Source organism: Plantactinospora sp. DSM 117369, from assembly GCF_053764795.1.
This window is the reverse complement of the sequence record NZ_CM132446.1, coordinates 2,288,339-2,313,690: the sequence shown is the minus strand read 5'-3', so window position 1 is coordinate 2,313,690 and position 25,352 is coordinate 2,288,339. Positions and strand designations below refer to the sequence as shown.

Sequence of the window (25,352 nt, the reverse complement as noted above, 5' to 3'; positions counted from 1 at the left end):
CCGTGAAGATCCTGCACACCTCCGACTGGCACGTCGGCAAGGTCCTCAAGGGACAGTCCCGGATCGGCGAGCACCGGGACGCCCTCGCCCAGGTGGTCGAGGTCGCCCAGGCCGAGTCCCCCGATCTGGTGATCGTCGCCGGTGACCTCTACGACACCGCCGCGCCGACCCCGGAGGCGACCCGGCTGGTCACCCGGGCGCTCTCCGCGCTGCGCCGCACCGGCGCCCAGGTCGTGGCGATCGGCGGCAACCACGACAACGGGCCGGCCCTGGACGCGCTGCGCCCGTGGGCCGAGGCCGCCGGGGTGGCGCTGCGGGGCAGCGTCCGGGACAACCCGGCCGAGCACGTCATCGACGGCAGCACCGCCGACGGCGAGGCGTGGCGGCTGGTCGCGCTGCCGTTCCTCTCCCAGCGGTACGCGGTCCGGGCCGTCGAGATGTACGAGCTGACCGCCGCCGAGGCGGTGCAGACGTACGCGGACCACGTCGGGCGGGTGCTCGGGCGGCTGACCGAGAGCTTCGACTCCCCCGACCGGGTGCACCTGGTCACCGGGCACCTGACCGTGGTGGGCGCCCGGACCGGCGGCGGTGAGCGGGAGGCGCACACCGTGCTCAACTACGCCGTACCGGCCTCGGTCTTTCCGAGCGGGGCGCACTACGTGGCGCTGGGGCACCTGCACCGGGCGCAGCAGGTGCTCGGGCCGTGCCACATCCGCTACAGCGGCAGCCCGCTCGCGGTCGACTTCGGCGAGGAGGAGAACCGCCCCTCGGTCAGCATCGTCGAGGTGGGCACCCGGACGGCCGCCCGGGTCCGGGAGGTGCCCATCACGGCGGCGGCGCCGCTGCGCACCGTACGCGGCACCCTGGCCGAACTCGCGAAGGTCGACGACCGCACGGCCTGGCTGCGGGTCTACGTCCGGGAGGCGCCCCGGGCCGGGCTGCGCGAGGAGGTGCAGGAGCTGCTGCCCAGGGCCCTGGAGGTACGGATCGACCCGGAGATGTTGCCGGCCGCCGGTGCGGGCCGGGCCGCACAGCGGGCTGGGCGCTCCCCCCGGGAGCTGTTCGGCGACTACCTGACCAGCCGGGGCCAGGCCGACGACGGAGTACGCGAACTGTTCGACGAGCTCTATGAGGAGGCGACCAAATAGTGCGTCCGCTCCGGCTCGACCTGGCCGGCTTCACCGCCTTCCGGGACGCCACCACCGTCGACTTCACCGACGCGGACTTCTTCGCCCTGGTCGGGCCGACCGGTTCGGGCAAGTCCAGCGTGCTCGACGCGATCTGCTTCGCCCTCTACGGCACGGTGCCGCGCTGGGGCGGCGCCCGGGGCATCGCCAACGCGCTGGCACCGTCGGCCAACGAGGCCCGGGTCCGGCTGGTCTTCGAGTCGGCCGGCGCACGCTACGTGGCGACCCGGGTGGTCCGGCGGGACAGCCGGGGCAACGTGAAGACCGGCAACGCGGGGCTGCAACTGATGCCGCCCGGCTTCGACGTGACGAAGCTGGACACCGGGCTGAGCCCGGAAGACCTCGGCGAGGTGGTCGCCGGCACCCCGGCCGAGATGGACGAGGCGGTGCTGGAGGCGGTCGGGCTGCCGTACGAGCAGTTCACCAGTTGCGTGCTGCTGCCACAGGGACAGTTCGCCGACTTCCTGCACGCCAAGCCGGCGACCCGGCAGCAGATCCTGGTCAACCTGCTCGGCCTCGGCGTCTACGAGGAGGTGCAGAAGCGGGCGACCGCCCGGGCCGGCCGGGCCGACGCCGCACTGGAGGCCGTCGACCGGGTACTCGACGGGCTCACCGGGATCGACGACGAGGCGCTGGCGGCCGCCGCCACCCGGGTCGACGCGATGCGCGAGCTGGCCGACGGGGTCGACGCCGCCGTACCCGAGCTGCGGGCCGCCCGGACCGCCGCGACCGAGGCGGAACGCGCCCTGGCCGCGCTCGACGCCGAACTCGCCGAGCTGGCCCGGGTCCGGCCGCCCCGGGACCTGGCGGTGGTCGCCGACGCGGTCACGGCCGCCCGGGAGGCGGCGACCGAGGCGGCGACGGCGGTGACGGTGGCCGAGGAACGCGAGGAGAAGCTCCGGGGCGAGCTGGCCGGTGCCGGCGACCCGGCGGCGCTGCGGCTGCTGCAACAGGCGCACACCGAACGCCAGCAGGTGGCCGGCGAGGCGGCGACGCTGGCCGGCGCGCTGGACTCGGCCGGTGCCGACCACGACGCGGCGGTGGCCGCGCTGGCGTCGGCCCGGGCCGACGCGGAGCGGGCCGGTGCGGAGTTGGAGGCGGCCCGGGCCGCCTACCAGGAGGCGCAGACCGCCGACCGGGCGGCGGCACTCCGGGCCCACCTGCACGCCGGCGCGCCCTGCCCGGTCTGCACCCAGCCGGTGACCGAGGTGCCGCCGCTGCCGGCGGGCTCGGCGGTGGCCGCCGCGAAGCAGGCCGGCGAGGCCGCCCGGGCCGCCGCCGACGCCGCCAGCCGGCTGGTCGCCGAGCGGGACCGGGCCGCCCGGGACCTGGAACGCACCCTCGACCAGGCCCGGGCCCGGCACGAACAGCTCACCGCCCGGCTGGCCGACCTGGACGCCCGGCTGGCCGACTCCCCCGGCCCGGCCGCACTGCGCGAACAGCTCGAACTGCTCGCCGGGCTCCGGCGCGACCTGGAGGCGGCCGGCGGCGCGGTACGGGCGGCCCGGGAGGCCGCCCGGCGGGCCCGGGCCGGCGTGGAGGCGGCCGAGGAGCGGCTGCGCGGCGCCTGGCACGCCTTCGACACCGTCCGGGACGGGGTGGCCCGGCTCGGCCCGCCGGCCGCCGACCGGGCCGACGTGACCGCCGCCTGGGCCGGGCTCGCCGGCTGGGCGGCCCGGGCCACCGAGGAGCGGCGCGCGCGGCGGGCCGACGCCGCCTCGGCGGTGACCGAGGCGCACGGCGGCGTCGAGGCGGCGGCCGGACGGATCGCCGCGCTCTTCACCGCCGTCGGGCTGGACCGGCCGGCCGCCGACGCCGACCCGGTCCGGCTGGCGGTGGTCGCCGTCGAGCGGGCCGAGGCCGAGCAGCGCCGCCTGGTCGAGCGCCGGGAGCAGGCCCGGAAACTGACCGAACAGCGGGCCGGGCACGAGCGGGAGTCCCGGGTCGCGAAGGCGCTCGCCGGGCACCTGCGGGCCAACAACTTCGAGCGCTGGCTGCTGGCCGAGGCGCTGGACATGCTGGTCGACGGCGCCTCCCGGATCCTGCGCGAACTCACCGACGGGCAATACGATCTCGCGCACGACAAGGGCGAGTTCTTCGTGCTCGACCACCACGACGCCGGGCTGCGCCGGGCGGTCCGGACGCTGTCGGGCGGCGAGACCTTCCAGGCCTCCCTGGCGCTGGCGCTGGCGCTCTCCGAACAGCTCGCCGGGCTGTCGACCACCACCGCCAGCCTGGAGTCGATCGTGCTCGACGAGGGCTTCGGCACGCTGGACGCGGCCACCCTGGACACCGTCGCCGCGACTCTGGAAAACCTCGCCGCCCGGGGCGACCGGATGGTCGGGGTGGTCACCCACGTACCGGCGCTGGCCGAACGGATTCCGGTCCGCTTCGAGGTACGCAAGGACGCCCGCAGCTCCCGGGTGGAACGGACCGGCCGGTGAGCGCCCGGCTCTTCGTCGACGCCTGGGATCCGGCCTACGGTGCCTCGTTCGAGGCGGCCGGTGGTCCGGCGGCGCCGAGCAGCGCCCAGGTGCAGACCGACGTCGAGCTGCCGGCCGACGAGTGGCGCCCGCTCACCGCACCGGACTCGATCGAGCCGCCGGACGTGGTGCTGCTGGTCGACGGGGTGCGCCGGATCGACGCCAGCGTCTGGACCGAGGAGCCGGACGGCAGCTCGTTTCCCGGCCTGGCCGCCTCGTACGCCGCCGGGGTGGTCCGGTGCGACCTGCGCCGGGGCGCCGCCGAGCTGGCCGGTGCCGAGGTGGAGCGGGGACTCTTCACCGCCAGCCCGTCGGCGCAGGACGTGGTCGCCGGGCAGATCCGGTACGCCGTACACCGGCTCAGCGGGACCGGTGAGCTGAGCAAGCTGCCGGCGGCGGTCCAGGGGCCGCTGACCGCGCTGGAGGTGAAGGTCTCCGGCGCGGTCCGGGACGACGGCGACCTGCTGGTGGTGGACGGCCCGCTGCGCAGCCGGCGGCAACTGCCACGCACCCTCGGCTACATCAAGACCCAGCACAGCCAATACCTGGACGCCCGGCACACCGCGCTGGTCACCGGGCTGGCCGCCCGGGAACGCTCCCCGGTCTTCCGGCTCGGTACGGCCTGGGGCGGCTACTCGTGGTATCTGCGGTTACCCGGCTCCGGGCGCGGCCCGTGGGCCGGGATCGTCCGGGTGGAGTGCTCGGCCGAACTGGCCGAGCAGCAGGCGATCGAGCTGGCGAACCTCTCCCTGGTCACGCTGCCGAGGTTCGCCTCCACGCCCTACAAGGACCCCCGGGCCCCGCAGAACCTGATCCCGATCGCCGGGCTGGAACGCCGGCTGCGGGCCCGGCTCGGCGACGGCCGGCTGCTGCACCGCGCCCTGACCCTGGCCACCACCCGGGCCGCCCCGCCGGCCTACACCCGCTGACCGGGCGGTGTGTGGCAGGACCCCTTCCGCCGACCCCCGCCCGGACCGGCGGACCCGGCGGCCATACTTCACCCGTGGGACGGAAACGGCGGGCCGACGCGTTCGCGGTGAAGGTGCCGAGCGGTCTGGCGGAGCTGCGCCCGGACCCGGACCGGCCGGGCTCGTACACCCTGCTGGTCGACGGGGCGCCGCAGTCGCACGTCGACCTCGCCGACCCGACCCACCTGGAATTCGAGTACGTCCGCCGGATCGCCATCGTGCTCGACCTCGTCGCGCCGGCCGGCGAGCCGCTCCGGGTACTGCACCTGGGCGGCGGGGCGATGACGCTGCCCCGCTATCTCTCGGCCACCCGGCCCGGCTCGACGCAGCGGGTCGTCGAGATCGACGCGGCCCTGGTCGACCTGGTCCGCGAGAAACTGCCCTGGCCGACCGACCCCCGGCTGCGGGTCCGGATCGGCGACGCCCGCGAGGTGCTCGGCACGATCCGGGACGGCGACTACGACGTGGTGGTGGCCGACGTCTTCGCCGGTGCCCGCACCCCGGCACATCTCTCCTCAGTGGAGTTCGCGGCCGAGGCGGCCCGGGTGCTGCGCCCCGGCGGCGTGCACCTGGTCAACGTCGCGGACGGCCCGCCGCTGCGGTACGCCCGCGCCCAGGTCGCCACCGTCCGGGCCGTACTCCCCGAGGTCTGCCTGATCGCGGACTCGGCGGTGCTGCGCGGCCGCCGGTACGGCAACCTGGTGCTGGCCGGCAGCCGGGCCGAACTGCCGGTGCCGGAACTGGTCCGGCGCACCGCCGGAGACTGGTTTCCCGGCCGGGTGCTGGCCGGTGCCGACCTGGACCGCTTCGCCGACGGCGCCCGGGTGGTCACCGACACCGCCGCGCGGCCCTCCGCGCCACCCCCGCCGGGCAGCTTCAACATCGCCATCTAGCCGGACACATCGGACGAACGTTGCTGGGAGTGCACGCCCCGGCACAACTTCTCCGAGCTGCGTTGATCCGGCCCGGGCCGGAATCCGTACTTCTCGGCGGCGGGATGGACCGGGCCCCAGGCGGGGGGCCGGCTCGCGCGCCTTCGACGCGGAGGTATGGGTGGGATGCAGGCGGTAGCCGGCGGATGGTATGGCGACACGGTCATGCCGGGGCGAATGTGCGCCACCACGCAACGCCGGGCAATTCGGTACCGGAAAAGTCTCGACGCGCGGCCAAACGGACGGAATGATGGGCCGGTGACATCGCGACCGGCTGCCGGCCGCCACAATTCGACCCCCGCCGAGACGCGGCACTCCGACGAGCTCGTTCGCGTGCTCTACGAGGAACATGCCAAACCTCTGCTGATGTTCGTCCTGCGGCTGACCGGCGGCGACCGCCAGCGCGCCGAGGACGTCGTGCAGGAGACGCTGTTACGCGCCTGGCGCAACGCGCACCGGCTCGGCACCCACGGCCAGTCGTCGCTGCGCCCCTGGCTGGTCACCGTCGCCCGGCGGATCGTGATCGACGACCACCGCAGCGAGCAGGCCCGCCCCGCCGAGACGTACGACCGCGATCTCGAGGCGTTCTCGGAGTCGGACGACACGGACCGGGTGCTGCGGATGATGACCATCACGGACGCGCTGCGCACGCTGAGCCAGCCGCACCGGGAGGTGCTGGTGGCGACGTACTTCCGGGGGCGCACCGTGCCGGAGGCGGCCGAGGAGTTGGGGCTGCCGCTCGGCACCGCGAAGTCCCGGGTCTACTACGCGCTCCGGGCACTCCGCGCGGCCCTGGTGGAGCGGGGGGTGACCGAGTGAGCGCCGAGATCCACTGGGACGTCGCGTCGTACGCGCTCGGCGTCCTGGACGAGCGGGACACCCTGCGCTTCGAGGAGCACCTGGCGAGCTGCCCGCAGTGCGGGCTGGAGCTGGAGTCGCTGCTGCCGGTGGTGGACCTGCTGGGCGAGGTCGACGGCCACGACCTGATGGTGGCCGAGCGCGCCGAGGCCGACGGCCAGCTCTTCGAGCGGGTCGCGGCGGCGGTCGGCGCGGACCGGCGGCGGGCCCGCAGCCGCCGGCTCTACAGCCTCGCGGCCGGAGTGGTCCTGGTGGCGATGCTCAGCGGCCTGGCGCTGTTCACCGGGACCCGGATCGCCGATCCCGGTACGACCGCACAGCCGCCCGGTCCCGGCACGGTCACCAGCAGCCCGGGAGCCACCGGCCGGCCCGCGCCGACCGGCGAGCGGTTCACCGCCACCGACCCGGACAGCGGGGCAAGCATGGAGGTCGTCCTGGGCTCGACGCCCTGGGGCACCCGGATCTCGTACGCACTGAGCGGCGTCTCCGGTCCGAAGAAGTGCCGGCTGGTGCTGATCCACAAGAACGGGGAGACCGAGGCCCTCTCCAGTTGGAAGGTGCCGCCCGGCGGCTACGGCACGGCGGCCCAGCCCAACCCGCTGATGCTGGAGACCGCCACCTCCACCGACTCGGACGACATCGGCCAACTCCAGGTGCAGGTGATCGACGACGACGGCTCGGTGGACCCCCTGGTCACCGTACGGGCCTGACCGAGTCGGCCGCGCCGGCACCGCAGGTGCGCGGCCCGGAGTTGTCCGACCCGATCCAGGGGCGCCGGACACGCATTGTCCCGGCGCCGCCACGCCTCGGATAATTGCGCGCCCGAATAGGGCCACGGACCGATCGCGAGGGGTTTGCCGAGCGGCCGGAAAGCACGTGGCCAGGATGGCTCTTGATTTGTACGTACCGCACCGGGCAAGAGTTCAACGTATCGCTGTGAAATTGTCCACTGCAAATAGCTCATCCGGGCGGCCGAGGCGGCCGTACTTTCCGGCAACCTGTCCAGCAGAGGAGGGGACGTGGCACCGACGAAGCGTACCGGCGTCGTACTGGCCGGCGCGGCGCTGGCCGCGTTGACGGCCTGCGCACCAGCGGGAACCACCCCGGAGACCAATGCCGCCGGCAACGCGAAGCCGGCGGCGAACGCGGCCGCCGAACCGACCGCCGAACCGACCACGCAGCCGGTCGAGGTGGCCGATGTGGACGTCACCGCCGGCCTGGTCGGCAAGCGGGTCCCCCGGATGGGTCAGGTGGTGACCGACGACAAGGGCTGGGTGCTCTACCGCTTCGACCGGGACTCGGCAAAGTCACCGACGACAACCTGTGCCGGCGAGTGCGCCCGGGTGTGGCCACCCGCGCTCACCAACAGCAAGCCGAGTCTCAAGGGCGTCGCCGCCGACAAGGTCGGCACGGTCCTCCGGCCCGACGGCACCCGGCAGATCACCATCGGCGGCTGGCCGGTGTACCGCTACATCGGTGACAAAAAGCCCGGGGAGTGGAAGGGCCAGGGGGTCGGCGGTACCTGGTTCGTGGTGACCCCGACCGGCACCAAGAACCTGAGCTGCCTGCCGACCGGTACGCCGAAGCCGGTCGCCCCGCCGCCGGCCGACGCCGAGGAGGAGGAACAGGGGCCGCTGAGCTACTGACCGTCCACCACCCGGTGCTGCCCCACAGACCCGGCGGCCGGCCGTTGCCAGGGTAGGCGCGGCCGGTCGTCGCCGTGATCCCGGACGCGGCGCGCGGCAACGGTCGCTGTCCGGCTGTGCCGCCGGCCCTGCTCCGGGGTCGGCGTCGCGGCCTGTCCGGCCACTGTGGACGCTGCGCGGGGCGTGACCGACACCCTCCGGCGACCGACCCGACGGCCCTGCCGATGGTTCGCCACCCGAAACATAATTTCCTTTTAAGTGGACCTCAAGAGATCCCTATCTTCTCTACCACGGTTTGACTCTTAGCCAACGCATTCCGTACGGTTTTTTTCGCACCGTTACCGGCTGAATATTCGGAAAGGCGGGAAGATGGAGACGATATACGGGTTGCCACGCGGCGATCACGATCGTCCTTCGCTTCGCCGATCTCCGTGGCCAGCGCCGCGCCCGGTGACCCCCGCCGGGTCGACAGCGCGCCGATCGCCGGACATCCGGGCCCGCGCAGTCGATGGCCCGCTCAGCATCCCGCCCCGGCCGACGACCTCCTGGCCGTCGGCACCACCAGCCTGGTCCCGCTGAAATCCGACCTCGCTGACCGAGCCCTCTAAGGAAGAGGTGGCACCACGTGAAGAACACCCCCGTCCGCTCCTCACGGCGGCGCTCGAATCGACCACCACGCAACAAGCGCCTGATCGCCGTACTGGCCACGCTGGGCGTGTTCGGCGCGATCATCACGGTGACCCAGGTCTCGAACGCCGGCACGTGGGGCCGGGGTCGGCCGCCGGCGGCCAAGCCCTGCCCGACCGCTCCGGCTCCGGCGACCACCGCGCCGTCGACGAGCGCCCCGACCGGCGCCCCGGGCACGGCGAACCCGTCCTCCTCAGCGGCGGCGGAGGGCCCGGGCACGGCGGCGAAGCCGCAGACCCGGTCGTACCACGACCACGGTGCCATCCAGCACCCCGGTGACGGGCAGGAGCCGGGCACCCTGGCCCAGCGCGGTCGCCCCGGCAGCGGCGGCACCAACTGCACCCCCAGCCCGGGTACCAGCGGCACTCCCGCGCCGGGCAACCCGGCCGCGCTCGAACCACTCGGCGCCGACTGCTCGGACAGCGACCTCACGGCGCACGACGGCTTCCAGAACGGCCCCCGCTGCGTCGGCACCGCATTCGGTGAGGTCGGCGCCCCGGAGCAGAACCCGACCCTGCTGATCACCCGGGCGCCGAACTCGGTCCGGGTCAACCAGCAGTTCACGCTCCAGGTCAGCACCCGCAACCTGGTCCGGGACCGGTTCCTGCCGGCCGGGCAGGGCGGCTACTACAAGGAGAGCTCCTTCCTCACCGAGGAGGGCCTGGTCCGCGGCCACTTCCACTCCGCCTGCCGGATGCTGAGCAGCAGCCGTACCGCACCGGACCCGGCGCCGGTCCCGGCGTTCTTCGTGGCGACCGAGGACGGCCGGGGCGGCGCCCAGCCGGACACCGTCACGGTGACCGTGCCGGGGCTGACCCAGCGGGGTACCGCGCAGTGCGCGGTGTGGGCCGGCGACGGCTCGCACCGGATCCCGATGATGACCCGCGCCAACCAGGTGCCGGCCTTCGACGTGGTGCGGATCACCGTCCGGTGATCCCGGCCGGCTCCGGCCGGCCGGCGGCCGCAGCGGTGTGAACGCTCCCGCCACAACCCGCACCATCCGGCGGTGACTGGTCCCCCACCCCCGCCGCCCACCAGGTGAGTCCGGCTGGAGAGCCCGAGAGGAGGAGACCGGGTCGGACCGCACCTGACACCGCTACAGGCCGAGCGGCACCGGAACGCGCACGGGCGTTCCGGTGCCGTTCTCCGTATCCGGGCTCGGGCCTGCCCAGCCCGGCGCCCGGCCAGCCGTTCCGGGCTCTGCGGCCCCCCGCGCATGCGTGGCAGAGTGTCCGGTTGACTTACTCCCCGCCCTAAAGCTGAGGGGGGATTCCCTGGGTCGCCCCAGAGGTTTCCTGTTTCCCAGCCGACCACAGAAGGGAGGACCCTTGCTGTCTCACATCAGCTCCGCAGGCATCGCCGAGATCGCTCTCGGCTACGACTCGACCAGCCGCAATGATGTTCTTGGCGGCGTTGATGTCCCGGTCGTGCCGGGTGCCGCAGTCGGGACACGCCCAGTGGCGCGTCCCGAGGGAGAGCGTGGTGAGCAGGTGCCCGCACGAACCTTGCGGTGGGCGGCGGCGACTTTCGCTCTGGCCTTGCGCCGGTTCGCCGACCCGCGTTGACAGCGGGCCATGCGCCGCTGGTAACGGGCCAGGTTCCGCGCCTTGCGCTCCAGGTGTCGGGGGTTGGCGATCCGCTCGCCGGTCGACAGGACGGCGAAGTCCTTCACGCCCAGGTCGACGCCGATCTCGGCACCGGCTGGACCCGCCGGGGCGGGCTGGTCGACGTCGACGGCAAGGGTGGCGTACCAGCGCCCGTCGGTGTCGCGGGAGATCACGACCATCGTCGGGTCCAGGGTGGCCAGGTCGACGTCCGGCCACGACCACACCAGGGCGAGCGGCCCGTCGGTCTCGCGATGTGCAACCCGCCGGCCCTGATCCGAAACGCGGACCGGGTGTAGTGCGCCGACTGGCGGCCGTGCCGGGACTTGAAGCGGGGGTAGCGGGCGCGGCCGGCGAAGAAGTTAACGTAGGCGGTGTGCTGGTGGCGCAGCGTTTGCTGCAACGGCACGGAGGACACCTCGGACAGGAAGGCGAGTTCGGTCGTCGGTTTCCAGCCGGTCAACGCGGCGTCGGTCTGTCGGTACGAGGTGCGCTCGCCGCGCTGGTGGTAGGCGACGTGCCGGGTGGCGAGGGTGCGGTTCCAGACCAGGCGTACGCAGCCGAAGGTGCGGTTGAACACCGCCGCTTGTTCGGGGGTCGGGTGGACCCGACACTTGTACGCCGTACGCATGTTCGAATGCTTACACGAGGAGAGGTTTGAGTAACGCGACACGCCGCAGGCCAGCGGGCTTCGCCCTCGGACCGTCCCGGCTCCGCCGGGCCACTCCTGGCGGAGTCCGGATTTCTCCCCGCCTTGCGAGACGGGGCATCCTCCGGAGGATCCGGTGACCGAAACCGGGCCGACCGCGAGCCGGCTGTTGCGCCCACCGGAGCGCTACCACCTCGACGGCTCGGTTCGGTCGCTGGCGATGGGGGCACACGACCCCTGCGCCCGATTCGTCGACGGCACGTTCTGGTGGGCGACCCGCACCCCGGACGGGCCGGGGACGCTGGCGCTGCGCCGAGTCGGGGATGACCTGCTCGCCGACGGCTACGGGCCGGGTGGCGGCTGGGTGGTCGACCGGGCCGACGCGGTGGCCGGGCTGCGCGACGACCTGACCGGCTTCGACCGGCTCGCCGCCGGTCACCCGCTGGTGGCCCGGCTGGCCAGCACCCACCGGGGGCTCCGGCTACCGGCCACCGGGCAGATCTTCCCCCGGCTGCTCCGGGCGATCCTGGAGCAGAAGGTCACCGGCAAGGAGGCGTTCCGGGCGTACTCGGCGACGGTGCGCCGGTTCGGCGTACCCGCCCCCGGCCCGCTGCCCCGGCTCTGGGCCCCGCCCGAGCCGTCGGTGATCGCCGGCCAGCCGTACTGGGTGTTCCACCCGTTCGGGGTGGAGCAGCGGCGGGCGGAGACGCTGCGCCGGGCGGCTGCCGAAGCGGACCGGCTGGAGCGCTGCGCCGACCCGGTCGAGGCGACCCGCCGGCTCACCGCCATCGCCGGGATCGGCCCGTGGACCGCCGCCGAGGTGGTCCGGATCGCCTTCGGAGACCCGGACGCGGTGAGCGTCGGCGACTACCACATCCCGAACACGGTCGCCTGGGCCCTGGCCGGCGAGGTACGCGGCGACGACGCCCGGATGCTGGCCCTGCTGGAGCCGTTCCGGGGCCACCGCGGCCGGGTCTGCGTGCTGCTGGAGGCCGGCGGTCACCACGCGCCCCGGTTCGGCCCACGGATGCCGCTCCGCTCCTTCGCCCGGTTCTGATCCACCGACGGTCCTGGCGTCCGCACCGCCAACGGTCCTGGGGTCGGTCCGCACCGCAGACGCTTCCCGGGTCGGTCCGCACCGCACCCGAGGGCGACCTCCGCCCCGCGTCGTCCGCCCCGGCGCTCAGCCGGCGGCCAGCCGGCGGAGCACCGACGTGCAGCGCCAGGCGTACCCGCGCTGGAAGAGCGGCAGCAGCGGGCCGGCGGCCCGGGTCAGCGGGCTGGCCGGTCGGCTGAACGCGGTGACGGTGAACCAGGCCCCACCGTCGTCGGCGCGCTCGACCAGGAAGGCCTCCTCGCCCCGTACCGGGTGTCCGGGGAGGGTGCCGTAGCCGAAGCCGGCCCGCCGGTCGTCGCGTACCGTCCAGACCACCTCGCAGGGCGCGGCCAGCCGGAGCCGGCCCAGCCCGAGCCCGGTGGTGACCGTGCAGCCCGGCTCGGCCCGGGGCGCGCTGGCCTCGATCCGCACCCCCATGGCCCGGTGCATCCGCCAGCAGAGCACCGCCTCGCCGGCCACCTCGAACGCGCCCGGGGGCAGGGCGGCGCGGTAGCGCAGGTGCCGGTAGCCGGCCGGCAGCCGCCCGGTGCGGGTGGCACCGGCCTCCGGATAGGTCAGTCCGGGCATTGCCTGCCGCCTCCTCGCAGCGGTACCCGCCGGTGGGCCACGGGTACGGCGTCGGTTCCGTCGGGCAGCCTAGCGCTCCAGCCGTACCCGCGTGCATTGGTATTTCCGCGGATGAACGGCATGATCGGTGCTGTGTCGGCGCCGATAAGCCAGCCATTGGGCGTCGATGTTGTGCACCGGGCTGAGTGCCGTTTCGGACAGGACGCGGCCGGCGACGTCGATTGCCGTCAGGTACCGCCAGTCAACCGGACGTACCCGCCCCGGGCCTCATCAGGGGTGAGGAACGCCTCCGGGCCGAACAGCACGCCGTACTCTCCCGTGAACAGGTCCGGGGTTGTCCCGATCAGCGACACCACCTCGCCCGCGTCACGGAACACGAGAAGGTTGGGCGACAACAGGTATCGATTGCCCTTCAGGCCACTCTCGCCGACCACGGTCTCGATCTCCGGCTTTGTTGCACCCTCGCTGGAGAGCGCGACCTCGTCCCACTCCACGCTCGTGAGGTCGCGGACCAGGACCGGCTCGCCGTTCTTCGCCACCCCGGCAATCGTCGTGTCTATCGCCTCGCCGAACTGAAGTGCCGGCATGTCCTGCGATCCTGCCGAACCGCAGGCCGCAAGCAGCAGGACCGCGACGGCCATCGTCGACACGGTCCTCCGCCTGTCACCTGCGCCCACCGACCCTCAGCTCTCGTCTTTCCACTCCGGGTCCTTCCTGGCAACTGGTTCGCCCCTTCCGGAACGCGCGGAGCGGCTCATCCGCTCGTGCTGGATCAGCGCGCTATATCACCAGGGTGTCGAACCGGCCTTCCCGACGGCGGACGTGCCCACGCCATCCCGCGAGCAGTGCGATGGCAGTCCAGCCGATGCCACCGAGGACCAGCGACCCCAGGGTACCGCCGGAGTCGACCCGATCGGCCTCCTCGAGCGCGATCACCCCGTCCGGGTCGGTGAGTACGGTCAGGGTGTCGCCGATTTGGTAGCCGGGGTTGCTGCCCTGATAGGTCAGTGGCTCGTCGAGCGGACCATCGTCGCCCCGGAGCGTGAACGTGTGCCGCTTACCGGCGACCTCGGCGTCGACGATGGTTACCTCCTGGCGGACGCCGCGCTTCTCCAGCGCCAGGTCGGGGGCGAGTCCCACCGATCCCACGAGTACGAACAGGGCGGGAAGGAACGAGAGCAGGGACAGCCACATCGCCCGGTGTAGTAGACGTACGACGACCATGAAGACCAGACAGAAGGCGAGTCCCGTCACGATCGGAATGACCCTCGACCCGACGGTGGCGTACGCGATGGCGGTGTTCAGCCCGATGAAAGCCAGGCCGAGCAGCACCACCAGCGCCGTCCTTCTCGCCGACTTGCCCGCCGTCCAGGCTCCCGCCCACCGGGCGGAACCGGTCGATGGCGCCCCGGCCGGGCCGAATCCGTGCGAACCGAACCCGGCGGGAGTCCCTCCGGTGAATCGCTGGTCGGCTGGCCACCCGTGGGCGGGCTGGATCCGGCCCGGTGGTGCGGGTTCGGGATGCACGGCCAAGATCGTAACAAGGGCCACCAACCAGTGAACCTTTTTCAACCTCCCCTTGCGGTCCGGCGGACCGCAAGGTCGGACGCGGTGCGTGAGCGCCGCGCGGTCCAGGTTGAAAAGGGTCAGTAGTTGCGGGTCGTGGACGTTGGCCGGGGAAATCAGCACGGTCAGGGGAAGACCCTTGCGATCGGACAAGACATCGATCTTTGTGTCGGATTTGGCTGGACCAGGTAGACGATCGCGGCCAGCATCGCCGCCAGGACTTGACCTCAACGATAGTTGAGGTTCTATGGTTCTGAACGACTGGCGGGAAGTCGTCCACGGCGCTTAGGAGCAGGTAGTGATCGTCACCATCGCCAGGATCACCGACCCTGATCGGTTCCTGGAGGTCTTCGAGACAGTCGGCGCGGAGAAGCGGCGGGAGCACGGCTGCCGGGGCGCCCGGGTCTATTTCGATCCCGACGACGCGCACCGGGTGTGGTCCGTCTTCGACTGGGACGCGAAGGACTACGACAAGTTCCTCGCGGACCCTGAGATCCCGGCCATCGCACGACAGCTCGGGATCCAGGCGCCGCCCGTGCACGCCGTCGCCGCGACCGAGCTCGACGCCTGACCACTGAACCTTTTTCAACCTCCCCTTGCGGTCCGGCGGACCGCAAGGTCGGACGCGGTGCGTGAGCGCCGCGCGGTCCAGGTTGAAAAAGGTTCACTAGGAGGGGAGAGAGGTTTCGGCATGGCTGTCACGCCCTCGCGGGCCCGCAGGTTCAGCTCGGCGATCGGCGACGACGCCATCCGATTCGGCGACCGGATCCTCATCGCACCCGCCCTCGGCAAAGACGCCGGCAGCTCGATGAGCGCCTACACGTCGTTCTTCTACGCGGGGGCGCGTGCCGATCTGCCGGCCTCCTACGCGGAGGTCTGGGTGGTGCTCAGCGGAGCGCTGCGAGTGGGCACCGAGCGCGACGCCGTGACGGTGCGCGCAGGCGACTTCGTGCACGTTCCGGAGCAGGCGCCCGGGGTCGTCGAGGCCCTTGAGGACACCACAATGGTCTGCGTGTCGGTGCCCGCTCATTAACGAGGGAGGCGGTGCCTTGAGCGGTCCCGCAAGGCCCGCCCGATGGAGGTGGTACGTCCCGTGCCGCCCGTGCCCCGGTGGTTAGCCCAACCACCGGGGCCCTGCCGGACGTGGTGCCGGGAACAGCCGCGATCAGCCGGCCACCGAGAGCAGCGCCTCGGCGACCGTGGTACGGCTGTTCAGCACGGTGCGGCCGGTCCGGTGCGTGGCCACCAGCCCGGCGGCCCGGAGCACGGCGAGGTGCTGCGACACGCCCCCGGCCGAGAGCCCGGTACGCCGGGCCAGTTCGGTGGTGGAGACCGGTGACCGCATCTCGGCGAGTACCCGGGCCCGGCCCCGGCCGAGCACCGCGGCGAGGCCGTCGGGCGCCTGCCGGGGTGTCTCCCACAGCGTGGCGATGCCCCGGGCCGGGTACGCGAGCTGCGACGCCGGGCCGGCCGCGACGCTGAGCACCGACGGCCAGACGAAGACCGACGGGATCAGCACCAGCCCGTCCCCGTCCGGCACGTCGGCGGCGGTGCAGTGCTGCTGGGCGATCGCCAGTGTCTCCCCCTCCCACCGGACCTGCCGGTGCAGGTCGTTGAGGAGTCCGGCGGCGCCGTCGGCGGCCAGCCGTCGGGCCCGGTGATGCACCTCGGCGTCGAGCAGCAGCCGGATCCGGGCCCAGTCCGGGGCGAGCGCGATCCGCCAGTACCGGACGATCTCGTCGGCGAGCCGGCGCAGCCCCTCGGCCGGGTCGGCGTGCAGGTGCCGCACCGCCGGGGCGTCCCGGCCGGCGTAGCCGTCGAGGTCCGCCCGGACCACCTCGACCGGGGTGGCCCGGAGCGCCGCGAGTTCGCTGTCCAGCTCCGGGTCCAGTCCCTCGGGCGCCGGGGTGAGGAAGTCGGGCAGGTAGTGCGGACCGGCCGGGATCAACTGCCAGAGCAGTCCGCCCTGGGCCGCCCCGGCACCGCCGACCGGGCCGGGGAAAGCACCGCCGGCGGGGATCAGGCCGGCGTCGACGAGCCGGGGGCGTACCCGGGTCGCCCAGGGCAGGTGCACGGCGTGGTCGCCGGCGTCGCGCAGCACCCGGACGCTGGTCACGACCTCCCAGAGGCAGGAGACCGCGAACCGGATCCGGGCGACCGCGCCGCCCGGCAGACCGATGGAGACCACGTCGACCCTTCGTTCCAGGCAGGCCCTTCGTTCGACAGGCCCGTCGTTTTAGCCAGAGCTGAAAGAATACGGCGGCGCCGGCCGGGCGGCGGAGACTACCGGGCATGAGTGATCAACGCAGCCGCGCCGAACTGTTCCGTTCCCTGCACGTCCCGTCCGACCCGATCGTCCTGGTCAACGCGTGGGACGCGGCGAGTGCCCGGATAGTGGAGGCCGCCGGCGCCCGGGCCGTCGCCACCACCAGCGCCGGGGTGGCGTGGAGCCTCGGCGTCCCGGACGGTGACGTCCTCGGCCGGGACCTCGCCACCGAGCTCGTCGGGCGGGTCGCCGGCGCGGTCTCGGTGCCGGTCACCGCCGACATCGAGGCCGGCTTCGGGACCACCCCCGAGCAGGTCGCCGAGACCGTCCGCGCGGTGCTGGCCGCCGGTGCGGTCGGGGTCAACCTGGAGGACGCGGCGCCGGGCGGCGGCCCGGGGTTGCGCGAGGTCGCCGACCAGGCCGCCCGGCTGGCCGCCGCGCGGGCCGTCGCGGCCGAGGTCGGGGTGCCGCTGTACGTCAACGCCCGCATCGACACCTTCCTGCGCGGTGCCGGCGGGCTGCCGGAGACCCTCGACCGGGCGGCCGCCTACCTCCGGGCCGGTGCCGACGGGATCTTCGTTCCCGGAGTGGTCGACCCGGAGACGGTGGCGGCACTGGTCGCCGGCATCCCGGCACCGGTCAACATCCTCGCCGGCCCCGGTGCGCCGGCCGTGCCCGACCTCGCAAAGCTCGGGGTGGCCCGGGTCAGCCTCGGCTCGGCGGTCGCCGAGGCCGCGTACGCGGTGGTCCGGCGGGCCGCCGAGGAGGCGTACGGGTCGGGCGGTTACGACACCCTCGCCGGCGCCCTGGATTACGGCGCGGTCAACGAGCTGATGCGCCGCTGACTCCCTCCAGGGGCGGGTTCGGGACGCTCCGGCGGTGGATCCGAGGCAAGTTTGGGGAACGATAGCGGAATGTCGAACACCACAGAGGGCAGCAGCACCACCCAGGGCAGCTACGTCAAGCAGGGTGCGGAGTTCACCCGGGACCAGCGCTACATCGCCACCCGGATCACCGCCGACGGGCGGGACGGCTATCCGGTGGAACCCGGCCGGTACCGGCTGGTGGTGAGCCGGGCCTGCCCGTGGGCCAACCGGGTGGTCATCGTCCGCCGGCTGCTCGGGCTGGAGGACGTGCTGTCGATGGGCATCGCCGGGCCGACCCACGACGCCCGGAGCTGGACCTTCGACCTCGACCCCGGCGGCCGGGACCCGGTGCTCGGCATCGAGCGGCTCCAGGAGGCGTTCTTCGCCCGGTTCCCTGGGTACGAGCGCGGGATCACCGTGCCGGCGATCGTGGACGTACCGACCGGGCAGGTGGTGACGAACGACTTCGCCCAGATCACCCTCGACCTGTCGTCGCAGTGGCGGGCGTACCACCGGCCCGGTGCGCCGGACCTCTATCCGGAGGCGCTGCGGGAGGAGATCGACGAGGTGAACGCGGTCGTCTTCGCCGACGTCAACAACGGGGTGTACCGGTGCGGTTTCGCCGGCAGCCAGCAGGCGTACGAGAAGGCGTACCGGCGGCTCTTCGACCGGCTGGACTGGCTGTCGGCCCGGCTGGAGGGGCAACGCTACCTGGTCGGGGACACCATCACCGAGGCCGACATCCGGCTGTTCACCACCCTGGTCCGGTTCGACGCGGTCTACCACGGGCACTTCAAGTGCAACCGGCAGAAGCTGGCCGAGCAGCCGGTGCTGTGGGCGTACGCCCGGGATCTGTTCAGCACGCCCGGGTTCGGCGACACCATCGACTTCGACCACATCAAGCGGCACTACTACGAGGTGCACCGGGACATCAACCCGACCGGGATCGTGCCGCTCGGGCCGGACCTGCGCAACTGGCTGGACCCGCACGGCCGGGAGGCGCTCGGCGGCCGCCCGTTCGGCGACGGCACCCCGCCACCACCGCCGCGCGCCGACGAGACCGTGCCGGCCGGGCACACCCCGCTGGCCGACTGACCGGGCACGCAGGGCCGCTTCCCGTCCGACGGTGCCGGGGAGCGGCCCTGCGTCATGTCCGGCCACCACCCGTCGCGGTGCGAGGAGCGCAAACCGGCTCCGGCGACCTGGGCGAAATGAGAGGCTTGTCGGTGGTTGGCGGTCGACCGGTCGGTCGGTACCGGTCGGCATGGTGAGCGGGGGCGGCGTGGCGAGCAAGGAAAGCGTGCTGCACCTGGTCGGCCTGGGCCGGAGCTACCAGGAGATCGGCGCGGAGCTGGGCATCCCGGCCGGGCAGGCGTACCTGGTCGGCACCGGGATCCCGGCCGACGGCGGCAGCACGGTGACCCAGGCGCAACGGCAGCGCCCCGGCGTCCTGCCGTCCCGCACCCAGGTCCTGGTGAATCCGCGCGAGGTCAACCCGATGTCGTCGCGGCAGGTGCACGACTGGATGCGGGACCGGGCCCGGGCCGACGGGCTGGCTCGACCGGACCGGTGACGAACCGGCCGCCACCCGCGGGAAGTGCCGGTGGTGGGCGGCCCTCGACGACAGGAGGCGCAGGTGCGCGGTCTACCGATCGGCTCGTGGCCGGTCTGGCGCCAGCTCACCGGTCCGGACCGGGCCGGGCGGGCGGCGTCGGTGAAGTCGCGGCACAGCGCCGACCTGCGCGCCCGTACCGCCGACGCCGACCGGGTGGTCAAGTCGGTCTGCCCGTACTGCGCGGTCGGCTGTGCGCAGAACGTCTACGTCTCCGACGACCGGGTGGTACAGATCGAGGGGGACCCCGACTCGCCGGTGAGCCGGGGACGGCTCTGCCCGAAGGGCGCCGCCACGCTGCAACTGACCACCGACTCGGGCCGGCTGGACAAGGTGCGCTACCGGCCGCCGTACGCCACCGAGTGGCAGGACCTCGACCTCGACACCGCGATGGAGATGATCGCCGAGCGGGTGATCCGGACCCGGCGGGAAACCTGGCAGGAGGAGCACGAGGACGTCAGGGTGGCCCGGACGATGGGCATCGCCAGCCTCGGCGGCGCCACCCTGGACAACGAGGAGAACTACCTGATCAAAAAGCTGTTCACCGCGCTCGGGGTGATCCAGGTGGAGAACCAGGCCCGGGTCTGCCACAGCTCCACGGTGATCGGCCTCGGCACGTCGTTCGGGCGCGGCGGTGCGACCACCTTCATGCAGGATCTCCAGCACGCCGACTGCATCGTGATCGAGGGCTCCAACTTCGCCGAGGCGCACCCGGTCGGCTTCCAGTGGGTGCTGGCGGCGAAGGCCCGGGGCGCCACGGTGATCCACGTCGACCCCCGGTTCACCCGGACCAGCGCGCTGGCCGACCTGTACGTGCCGATCCGGGCCGGCACCGACGTCGCGTTCCTCGGCGGGATCATCAACCACGTCCTGACCGAGGGGAAGGACTTCCGGGAGTACGTGCTGGCGTACACGAACGCCTCGACCATCGTCGACGAGCGGTTCCGGGACACCGAGGACCTGGACGGGCTCTTCTCCGGCTTCGACCCGGACAGCCACACCTACCGCGAGGAGAGCTGGCAGTACGAGGGCGTGCAACTGGTCTCGGCGACCGGCGAGCGGGACAGCCAGTTCGAGGCACGGGTGGCGGCCGGGCGCAGCCTCCAGGACGACCCGAGGCGGTCGGCGGAGCACGACGGGCACGGCGCCGGCCGGGGCGAGAAGTTCGGCTCCGGCAGCGCCGCCCTGGACGGCCAGCCCCGCCAGGACCCGACCCTGTCCGACCCGCGCTGCGTCTACCAGATCCTCAAGCGGCACTTCGCCCGCTACACCCCCGAGATGGTGGAACGGATCTGCGGCATCCCGCCGGAGGTCTTCGCGCAGGTGTGCCGGCACCTGGTCGACAACTCCGGCCCCGAGCGGACCAGCGAGTTCGTCTACGCGGTCGGCTGGACCCAGCACAGCGACGGCTCCCAGTTCATCCGCTCGGCCAGCATCCTGCAACTGCTGCTCGGCAACATCGGCCGGCCCGGCGGCGGCATCCAGGCGCTGCGCGGGCACGCCAGCATCCAGGGCTCGACCGACGTGCCGACGCTGTTCAACCTGCTGCCCGGCTACATCCCGATGCCGCACGCGCACAAGACCCAGACCCTGGCCGACTTCATCATCGCCGACGCCGCCCGCAAGGGGTTCTGGGCGAACATGCGGGCCTACACGGTCAGCCTGCTCAAGGCGTGGTGGGGGGCGGCGGCCCGGCCGGAGAACGACTTCTGCTTCGACTACCTGCCCCGGCTGACCGGCAGCCACTCGCACTACGACACGGTGCTGGAGCAGCTCGGCGGCACCTGCAAGGGCTACTTCCTGCTCGGCGAGAACCCGGCGGTCGGCTCGGCCAACGCCCGGATGCAGCGGCTCGGCATGGCCAAGCTGGACTGGCTGGTCGTCCGGGACCTCACGATGATCGAGAGCGCCACCTGGTGGAAGGACGGGCCGGAGATCGCCTCCGGTGAACTCGCCACCGAACGGATCGGCACCGAGATCTTCGTGCTGCCGGCGGCGGCGCACACCGAGAAGGACGGCAGCTTCACCAACACCAACCGGCTGCTCCAGTGGCACCACCAGGCGGTCGAGCCGGCCGGCGACCGGCGCAGCGACCTGTGGTTCATGTACCACCTGGGCCGGATCATCCGGCAGAAACTGGCCGGCTCTACCGATCCGAAAGACCGGCCGATCCTCGACCTGACCTGGGACTACCCGACGCTCGGCCGGACCGCGGAACCGGACGCCGAGGCGGTGCTCGCCGAGATCAACGGCTGGAACGCCGACGGACGGCCACTGTCGACGTACACCGAACTCGCCGACGACGGGTCGACGGCCTGCGGCTGCTGGATCTACTGCGGGGTGTACGCCGACGGGATCAACCAGGCTGCCCGGCGCAAGCCGGCCGAGGAGCAGCACTGGGTCTCCCCGGAGTGGGCCTGGGCCTGGCCGGCGAACCGGCGGCTGCTCTACAACCGGGCCTCGGCCCGGCCGGACGGGCGGCCGTGGAGCGAGCGCAAGAAGTACGTCTGGTGGGATGCCGACGCCGGCCGGTGGACCGGCTACGACGTACCGGACTTCGAGCCGACCAAGCCGCCGGACTACCTGCCGCCGGAGGGCGCCCGGGGCGTCGCCGCGCTGCGCGGCACCGACCCGTTCATCATGCAGGCCGACGGGCTCGGCTGGCTCTTCGCGCCGACCGGGGTCTCGGACGGCCCGCTGCCCGCCCACTACGAGCCGCAGGACTCCCCCATGGACAATCCGCTCTACGGCCAGCAGCGCAACCCGGCCCGGCTGCTCCGGCCGCACGAGCAGAACAAGTACCACCCGAACGGGTCGCAGCGCGGCGCGCAGACCTTCCCGTACGTGGTGACCACCTACCGGCTCACCGAGCACTTCACCGCGGGCGGGATGAGCCGGCACACCCCGTACCTGGCGGAGTTGCAGCCGGAGTTCTTCTGCGAGGTCTCCCCCGAGCTGGCCGCCGAACGCGGGTTGGTGCACTGCGGCTGGGCCACCATCGTCACCGCCCGCAACGCCATCGAGGCCCGGGTGCTGGTGACCGAGCGGGTCGCGCCGCTGCGCGTCGACGGGCGGGTGGTGCACCAGATCGGCCTGCCGTTCCACTGGGGACCGAACGGTTACAGCCGGGGCGACGCGGCCAACGAACTCACCTCGATCTCACTGGACCCGAACTCGCACATCCAGGAGAGCAAGGCGTTCTCCGCCGACATCCGCCCCGGGCGGCGGCCACGCGGGCCGGAGCGGGTGGCACTGGTCCGGGACTACCAGCGGCGGGCCGGGGTCACCACCGCGACCGGAACGGAGGTGTGAGCGGATGGCTCCCGACCTGCGCGAGGCGACCGGGGACCGGCGCGACCCCGCTACCGCCGGCGGGTACGCCGAACCGCCGGACCGGGTCGGCTTCTTCACCGACACCAGCGTCTGCATCGGCTGCAAGGCGTGCGAGGTGGCCTGCAAGGAGTGGAACGCCATTCCCGAGGACGGGCTGGCCTTCACCGGCATGTCGTACGACAACACCGGCCAGCTCGACGCGAACAGCTGGCGGCACGTCGCCTTCGTCGAGCAGCCGCGCCGGCTCGGCCGGCAGGAGGCCCAGCTCGCCCCGGCCGAGGTACCCGCCGCGCTGCGCCGGGCCGCCGGTGGCCGCACCGCGGTCTCGCTCGGCATGCCCGGCTCGGCACCGCCGGACGGGCACGTCGACGCCGTACCCGGGATGGACTTCCGCTGGCTGATGTCCTCCGACGTGTGCAAGCACTGCACGCACGCCGCCTGCCTGGACGTCTGCCCGACCGGCTCGCTGTTCCGCACCGAGTTCGGCACCGTGGTGGTGCAGCAGGACATCTGCAACGGCTGCGGCTACTGCGTACCGGCCTGCCCGTTCGGGGTGCTCGACGTGCGCGAGGGTGACGGGCGGGTCTGGAAGTGCACCCTCTGCTACGACCGACTCTCGGTCGGCCAGGAACCGGCCTGCGCCAAGAGCTGCCCGACCGACTCGATCCAGTTCGGCGAGCTCTCCGAGCTGCGGGCCAGGGCCGCCGCCCGGGTGTCGGACCTGCACGACGCCGGGGTGGACAGCGCCCGGCTCTACGGCGCCGACCCGTACGACGGGGTCGGCGGAGCCGGCGCGTTCTTCCTGCTGCTCGACGAGCCCGAGGTGTACGGGCTGCCGCCCGACCCGGTGGTCACCACCCGGGACCTGCCGGCGATGTGGCGCCGGACCGCACTGGTCGCCGCCGGGCTGCTGGCCGCCCTGGTCGCCGTGTCAGTTCCGGGAGCCCGCCGATGACCCACACCGACGTGCGGCTCGACACCGCACCCGACCTGCCGGTGGAACGGGACGCGCTGATCGGCTCGGCCGGCCGCCCGGGGCGGCGGCAGCGGGGCGAGCGGCTGATGGTGCCGAGGGCCGAGTTCCGGTCGTACTACGGCCGGCCGGTGCTGAAGCCGCCGGTCTGGGAGCCGGCGGACATCGGCGGCTACCTCTTCCTCGGCGGGCTGGCCGGTGCCTCGTCCACCCTGGCCGCCACCGCCGAACTCACCGGCCGGCCGGGACTGGCCCGGGGGCTCAAGGCCGGTGCCGCGGTCGCGCTGGCCGGCTCGCTCTACTCGCTGGTGCACGACCTCGGCCGCCCGGAGCGGGTCCTGCACATGCTGCGGGTGGTCAAGGTGACCTCGCCGATGAGCGTCGGCTCCTGGCTGCTCGCCGGGTACGGCCCGTTGGCGCTGATCGCCGCCGGCAGCGCGGTCACCGGCCGGCTGCCCCGGCTCGGCCGGCTCGGTACGCTCGGCGCCGCCGCGCTCGGGCCGGCCGTCGCCTCGTACACCGCGACGCTCTTCGCGGACACCGCCGTGCCGGTCTGGCACGACGGGTACCGGGAACTCCCGGTGCTCTTCGCGGGGTCGGCGGCGGCCTCGGCCGGTGCGCTGGGGCTGCTCGCCGCCCCCGGTGGGGAGACGGAACCGGCCCGCCGCGCCGCAGTGCTCGGCGCCGCCACCGAACTGGCGGCGGCGTACCGGATGGAACGCCGGCTCGGCATGGTGGCCGAGCCGATGCGGCAGGGCCTGGCCGGCGGGTTGCTGCGGGCCGGCAAGCTGCTGAGCGCGGCCGGTGCGCTGGCGGTGGCGGCCGGCACCGGGCGTGGCCGGGCGGCGACGGCGGCCGGCGCGGCGGCGATGCTGGCCGGCTCGGTCTGCCTCCGGTTCGGGATCTTCCAGGCCGGGATGGCCTCGGCCCGGGATCCGAAGTACACCGTGGAGCCGCAGCGGGAACGGCTGGCGGCCCGCACCGGCAGGCGGGAGCGCCGATCGTGAGAGCCGTGGCCAGACTCCTGCCGTTCGCCGGCATCGTGCTCGGCACCTGCGCGGCGGCCATCCTCGCCGGGAGGCGGGCCGTTCCGACGTCCCGGCGTGGTCGCCGTCGCTGACCCGGCCCTACTGCCCCTTCCGGCGGTGGATCCGGCGCGGGCGGGGCCGGGCCGAGCTGCCCGCCGCGCTGCGCCGCGCCGCCGCCGGGCGGATCCCGGTCCTCACCCCACCCCGGGTCGCGCTGCGCTCGGTGGCCCGGTACGCGGACTGGCGACCCCCGTCCGAGACCCACGTCTGAGCTGTGGTGTCGCGGGGCTAATACCAGAAAAAGCCCCGCGTCCGGGCGCGAGATGAATCGGCCATTCACCTACATTCACGCCACTGCGTTGCTGTGGTCCGTGCCCGAACGTCCCGATTAGCCGCATAATGCAACACAGACCGCTGGGGCATCCGGCCCAAAGCGGCATAAAAGGAGCGAGAGGCCCGATCGTGAAGCTCACTTTCATTCGTAAGACCGCGCAATCCCAGGTCAACAACTGCCCGTCGCTGTACCGCACCGACCGTGACACCTTCATCGTGCAGGGCTGGCGGGTCTCCGACCCGGAGGCACTGGCCCAGCTCGACATTCCGGCGCACGAGACCGCGGTCGAGGTCCCGGCCGACGTACTGGTCGAGATCGCGAAGGCGCTCTAGTACCGCGACGACCCCGATAGACGCAGATCGGTTCACGAGGCCCGGCCGGCCGGACGTTCGCGGAGGTCGGCCAGGGTCACCGGGGTCCGGGCCAGCAGCAGCCGCTCCAGCGCCGCGATCGTCCCCACCTCGCCGAGTACGTCCACCCCACCGACGTCCGGGCGATATCGGTACGCCAGCCGGTAGAGGTATCTCCCGGCGATCCGCTCGACACTCACCTGCCACCGGCCGCAGCAGACGCACACCCAGCCCCGCATCCGGTGAAGATAGCTCTGACCTGCTAAAACACCTCACTCCCGGTGCCCGACGCGGGACTGGTGAGCCGGTTGTGACCACGGGGACCG

At 73.1% G+C, this 25,352-nt stretch carries 26 protein-coding genes; 18 read left to right on the top strand and 8 right to left on the bottom strand.

Going from position 1 to position 25,352, the window contains the following annotated elements:
* The first annotated feature begins 2 nt into the window (after positions 1 to 2).
* The 8 genes from ACSMXO_RS10305 to ACSMXO_RS10270 all read left to right on the top strand — a co-directional run bounded on the left by ACSMXO_RS10305 (position 3) and on the right by ACSMXO_RS10270 (position 9,695).
* Positions 3 to 1,148, top strand: a complete 1,146-nt coding sequence (locus ACSMXO_RS10305; RefSeq protein ID WP_346259553.1) for an exonuclease SbcCD subunit D — start codon at positions 3 to 5, stop codon at positions 1,146 to 1,148.
* Positions 1,148 to 3,631, top strand: a complete 2,484-nt coding sequence (locus ACSMXO_RS10300; protein ID WP_455417501.1) for an AAA family ATPase — start codon at positions 1,148 to 1,150, stop codon at positions 3,629 to 3,631. The genes ACSMXO_RS10305 and ACSMXO_RS10300 overlap by 1 nt, the downstream gene beginning before the upstream one ends.
* Positions 3,628 to 4,599 carry a hypothetical protein gene (locus ACSMXO_RS10295; RefSeq protein WP_346259555.1) on the top strand — a complete coding sequence of 324 codons (972 nt, stop codon included), beginning with the start codon at positions 3,628 to 3,630 and terminating at the stop codon, positions 4,597 to 4,599. The genes ACSMXO_RS10300 and ACSMXO_RS10295 overlap by 4 nt, the downstream gene beginning before the upstream one ends.
* Before the next feature lie 74 nt (positions 4,600 to 4,673).
* Positions 4,674 to 5,531, top strand: a complete 858-nt coding sequence (locus ACSMXO_RS10290; protein WP_455417500.1) for a spermidine synthase — start codon at positions 4,674 to 4,676, stop codon at positions 5,529 to 5,531.
* 165 nt (positions 5,532 to 5,696) lie between these two features.
* Positions 5,697 to 6,389, top strand: coding sequence for a sigma-70 family RNA polymerase sigma factor (locus ACSMXO_RS10285; RefSeq protein WP_346259557.1), 693 nt, complete (start codon positions 5,697 to 5,699; stop codon positions 6,387 to 6,389).
* On the top strand, positions 6,386 to 7,138 hold the full coding sequence (locus ACSMXO_RS10280) for a zf-HC2 domain-containing protein (protein ID WP_346259558.1): 753 nt from the start codon (positions 6,386 to 6,388) through the stop codon (positions 7,136 to 7,138). The genes ACSMXO_RS10285 and ACSMXO_RS10280 overlap by 4 nt, the downstream gene beginning before the upstream one ends.
* A 309-nt stretch (positions 7,139 to 7,447) precedes the next feature.
* Positions 7,448 to 8,074 (top strand): COG4315 family predicted lipoprotein, encoded by a 627-nt coding sequence (locus tag ACSMXO_RS10275; protein WP_455417499.1) that lies wholly within the window; start codon positions 7,448 to 7,450, stop codon positions 8,072 to 8,074.
* Positions 8,075 to 8,699: 625 nt separating this feature from the next.
* On the top strand, positions 8,700 to 9,695 hold the full coding sequence (locus ACSMXO_RS10270; RefSeq protein WP_346259560.1) for a Pecanex-like protein 1: 996 nt from the start codon (positions 8,700 to 8,702) through the stop codon (positions 9,693 to 9,695).
* Between the two features lie 319 nt (positions 9,696 to 10,014).
* On the opposite strand, the gene ACSMXO_RS10265 is transcribed toward ACSMXO_RS10270, so the two are convergent.
* From ACSMXO_RS10265 to ACSMXO_RS10255, 3 genes are read right to left on the bottom strand one after another with little or no spacing between them, the layout of a single operon-like run.
* Positions 10,015 to 10,251 carry a zinc ribbon domain-containing protein gene (locus tag ACSMXO_RS10265; protein WP_455419212.1) on the bottom strand — a complete coding sequence of 79 codons (237 nt, stop codon included), beginning with the start codon at positions 10,249 to 10,251 and terminating at the stop codon, positions 10,015 to 10,017.
* Positions 10,137 to 10,547: a transposase gene (locus ACSMXO_RS10260; RefSeq protein WP_455417498.1), complete on the bottom strand. Its 411-nt coding sequence runs from the start codon at positions 10,545 to 10,547 to the stop codon at positions 10,137 to 10,139. The genes ACSMXO_RS10265 and ACSMXO_RS10260 overlap by 115 nt, the downstream gene beginning before the upstream one ends.
* A complete protein-coding gene (locus ACSMXO_RS10255) occupies positions 10,538 to 10,996 on the bottom strand; it encodes an RNA-guided endonuclease InsQ/TnpB family protein (RefSeq protein WP_455417497.1) in 459 nt (152 codons plus the stop codon). Before ACSMXO_RS10255 ends, ACSMXO_RS10260 begins: the two co-directional genes overlap by 10 nt.
* Before the next feature lie 154 nt (positions 10,997 to 11,150).
* Between ACSMXO_RS10255 and ACSMXO_RS10250 the strand changes: the two genes are divergently transcribed.
* The gene (locus tag ACSMXO_RS10250) at positions 11,151 to 12,071 is read left to right on the top strand and encodes a DNA-3-methyladenine glycosylase family protein (protein WP_346259562.1); all 921 of its coding nucleotides are present in this window, start codon (positions 11,151 to 11,153) and stop codon (positions 12,069 to 12,071) included.
* A 126-nt stretch (positions 12,072 to 12,197) separates the two neighbouring features.
* Here the strand turns inward: ACSMXO_RS10250 and ACSMXO_RS10245 are convergent, their stop codons facing one another.
* The 3 genes from ACSMXO_RS10245 to ACSMXO_RS10235 all read right to left on the bottom strand — a co-directional run bounded on the left by ACSMXO_RS10245 (position 12,198) and on the right by ACSMXO_RS10235 (position 14,225).
* Positions 12,198 to 12,698 (bottom strand): DUF1990 family protein, encoded by a 501-nt coding sequence (locus ACSMXO_RS10245; RefSeq protein ID WP_455417496.1) that lies wholly within the window; start codon positions 12,696 to 12,698, stop codon positions 12,198 to 12,200.
* Between the two features lie 227 nt (positions 12,699 to 12,925).
* The gene (locus ACSMXO_RS10240) at positions 12,926 to 13,339 is read right to left on the bottom strand and encodes a hypothetical protein (protein ID WP_455417495.1); all 414 of its coding nucleotides are present in this window, start codon (positions 13,337 to 13,339) and stop codon (positions 12,926 to 12,928) included.
* Between the two features lie 139 nt (positions 13,340 to 13,478).
* Positions 13,479 to 14,225: a hypothetical protein gene (locus tag ACSMXO_RS10235; RefSeq protein ID WP_455417494.1), complete on the bottom strand. Its 747-nt coding sequence runs from the start codon at positions 14,223 to 14,225 to the stop codon at positions 13,479 to 13,481.
* A gap of 337 nt (positions 14,226 to 14,562) precedes the next feature.
* Here ACSMXO_RS10235 and ACSMXO_RS10230 point away from each other — a divergent pair, with 337 nt between their 5' ends.
* Entirely contained in the window at positions 14,563 to 14,835 is a 273-nt protein-coding gene (locus tag ACSMXO_RS10230) for a hypothetical protein (protein ID WP_346259566.1), read from the top strand.
* 120 nt (positions 14,836 to 14,955) lie between these two features.
* Positions 14,956 to 15,297: a cupin domain-containing protein gene (locus ACSMXO_RS10225; protein WP_346259567.1), complete on the top strand. Its 342-nt coding sequence runs from the start codon at positions 14,956 to 14,958 to the stop codon at positions 15,295 to 15,297.
* A gap of 132 nt (positions 15,298 to 15,429) precedes the next feature.
* Here ACSMXO_RS10225 and ACSMXO_RS10220 read toward each other — a convergent pair whose 3' ends face one another.
* Positions 15,430 to 16,452 (bottom strand): ArsR/SmtB family transcription factor, encoded by a 1,023-nt coding sequence (locus ACSMXO_RS10220; protein WP_455417493.1) that lies wholly within the window; start codon positions 16,450 to 16,452, stop codon positions 15,430 to 15,432.
* 104 nt (positions 16,453 to 16,556) lie between these two features.
* Between ACSMXO_RS10220 and ACSMXO_RS10215 the strand changes: the two genes are divergently transcribed.
* The 7 genes from ACSMXO_RS10215 to ACSMXO_RS10185 all read left to right on the top strand — a co-directional run bounded on the left by ACSMXO_RS10215 (position 16,557) and on the right by ACSMXO_RS10185 (position 25,008).
* Positions 16,557 to 17,375, top strand: a complete 819-nt coding sequence (locus ACSMXO_RS10215; RefSeq protein WP_455417492.1) for an isocitrate lyase/PEP mutase family protein — start codon at positions 16,557 to 16,559, stop codon at positions 17,373 to 17,375.
* A 69-nt stretch (positions 17,376 to 17,444) separates the two neighbouring features.
* Positions 17,445 to 18,491 carry a glutathione S-transferase family protein gene (locus ACSMXO_RS10210; RefSeq protein ID WP_346259570.1) on the top strand — a complete coding sequence of 349 codons (1,047 nt, stop codon included), beginning with the start codon at positions 17,445 to 17,447 and terminating at the stop codon, positions 18,489 to 18,491.
* A gap of 187 nt (positions 18,492 to 18,678) precedes the next feature.
* Positions 18,679 to 18,969 (top strand): hypothetical protein, encoded by a 291-nt coding sequence (locus ACSMXO_RS10205; RefSeq protein WP_455417491.1) that lies wholly within the window; start codon positions 18,679 to 18,681, stop codon positions 18,967 to 18,969.
* A 63-nt stretch (positions 18,970 to 19,032) separates the two neighbouring features.
* On the top strand, positions 19,033 to 22,320 hold the full coding sequence (fdh, locus tag ACSMXO_RS10200; RefSeq protein WP_455417490.1) for a formate dehydrogenase: 3,288 nt from the start codon (positions 19,033 to 19,035) through the stop codon (positions 22,318 to 22,320).
* A gap of 4 nt (positions 22,321 to 22,324) precedes the next feature.
* Positions 22,325 to 23,296 carry a 4Fe-4S dicluster domain-containing protein gene (locus ACSMXO_RS10195; protein WP_346259573.1) on the top strand — a complete coding sequence of 324 codons (972 nt, stop codon included), beginning with the start codon at positions 22,325 to 22,327 and terminating at the stop codon, positions 23,294 to 23,296.
* The gene (nrfD, locus tag ACSMXO_RS10190; RefSeq protein WP_455417489.1) at positions 23,293 to 24,321 is read left to right on the top strand and encodes an NrfD/PsrC family molybdoenzyme membrane anchor subunit; all 1,029 of its coding nucleotides are present in this window, start codon (positions 23,293 to 23,295) and stop codon (positions 24,319 to 24,321) included. The genes ACSMXO_RS10195 and nrfD overlap by 4 nt, the downstream gene beginning before the upstream one ends.
* 483 nt (positions 24,322 to 24,804) lie before the next feature.
* Positions 24,805 to 25,008, top strand: coding sequence for a hypothetical protein (locus tag ACSMXO_RS10185; RefSeq protein ID WP_346259575.1), 204 nt, complete (start codon positions 24,805 to 24,807; stop codon positions 25,006 to 25,008).
* Positions 25,009 to 25,040: 32 nt separating this feature from the next.
* Here the strand turns inward: ACSMXO_RS10185 and ACSMXO_RS10180 are convergent, their stop codons facing one another.
* On the bottom strand, positions 25,041 to 25,265 hold the full coding sequence (locus ACSMXO_RS10180; protein ID WP_318395108.1) for a hypothetical protein: 225 nt from the start codon (positions 25,263 to 25,265) through the stop codon (positions 25,041 to 25,043).
* Positions 25,266 to 25,352 lie beyond the last annotated feature (87 nt).

What these genes read in the sequence shown, in the direction of transcription:
- ACSMXO_RS10285 (WP_346259557.1), top strand. Translation starts at nt 5,697, where the DNA reads ATGCAGGCGGTAGCCGGCGGATGGTATGGCGACACGGTCATGCCGGGG.
- ACSMXO_RS10260 (WP_455417498.1), bottom strand. Translation starts at nt 10,547, where the DNA reads ATGGTCGTGATCTCCCGCGACACCGACGGGCGCTGGTACGCCACCCTT.
- ACSMXO_RS10255 (WP_455417497.1), bottom strand. Translation starts at nt 10,996, where the DNA reads ATGCGTACGGCGTACAAGTGTCGGGTCCACCCGACCCCCGAACAAGCG.
- ACSMXO_RS10245 (WP_455417496.1), bottom strand. Translation starts at nt 12,698, where the DNA reads ATGCCCGGACTGACCTATCCGGAGGCCGGTGCCACCCGCACCGGGCGG.
- ACSMXO_RS10240 (WP_455417495.1), bottom strand. Translation starts at nt 13,339, where the DNA reads ATGGCCGTCGCGGTCCTGCTGCTTGCGGCCTGCGGTTCGGCAGGATCG.
- ACSMXO_RS10225 (WP_346259567.1), top strand. Translation starts at nt 14,956, where the DNA reads ATGGCTGTCACGCCCTCGCGGGCCCGCAGGTTCAGCTCGGCGATCGGC.
- ACSMXO_RS10215 (WP_455417492.1), top strand. Translation starts at nt 16,557, where the DNA reads ATGAGTGATCAACGCAGCCGCGCCGAACTGTTCCGTTCCCTGCACGTC.
- ACSMXO_RS10210 (WP_346259570.1), top strand. Translation starts at nt 17,445, where the DNA reads ATGTCGAACACCACAGAGGGCAGCAGCACCACCCAGGGCAGCTACGTC.
- ACSMXO_RS10195 (WP_346259573.1), top strand. Translation starts at nt 22,325, where the DNA reads ATGGCTCCCGACCTGCGCGAGGCGACCGGGGACCGGCGCGACCCCGCT.
- nrfD (WP_455417489.1), top strand. Translation starts at nt 23,293, where the DNA reads ATGACCCACACCGACGTGCGGCTCGACACCGCACCCGACCTGCCGGTG.
- ACSMXO_RS10180 (WP_318395108.1), bottom strand. Translation starts at nt 25,265, where the DNA reads ATGCGGGGCTGGGTGTGCGTCTGCTGCGGCCGGTGGCAGGTGAGTGTC.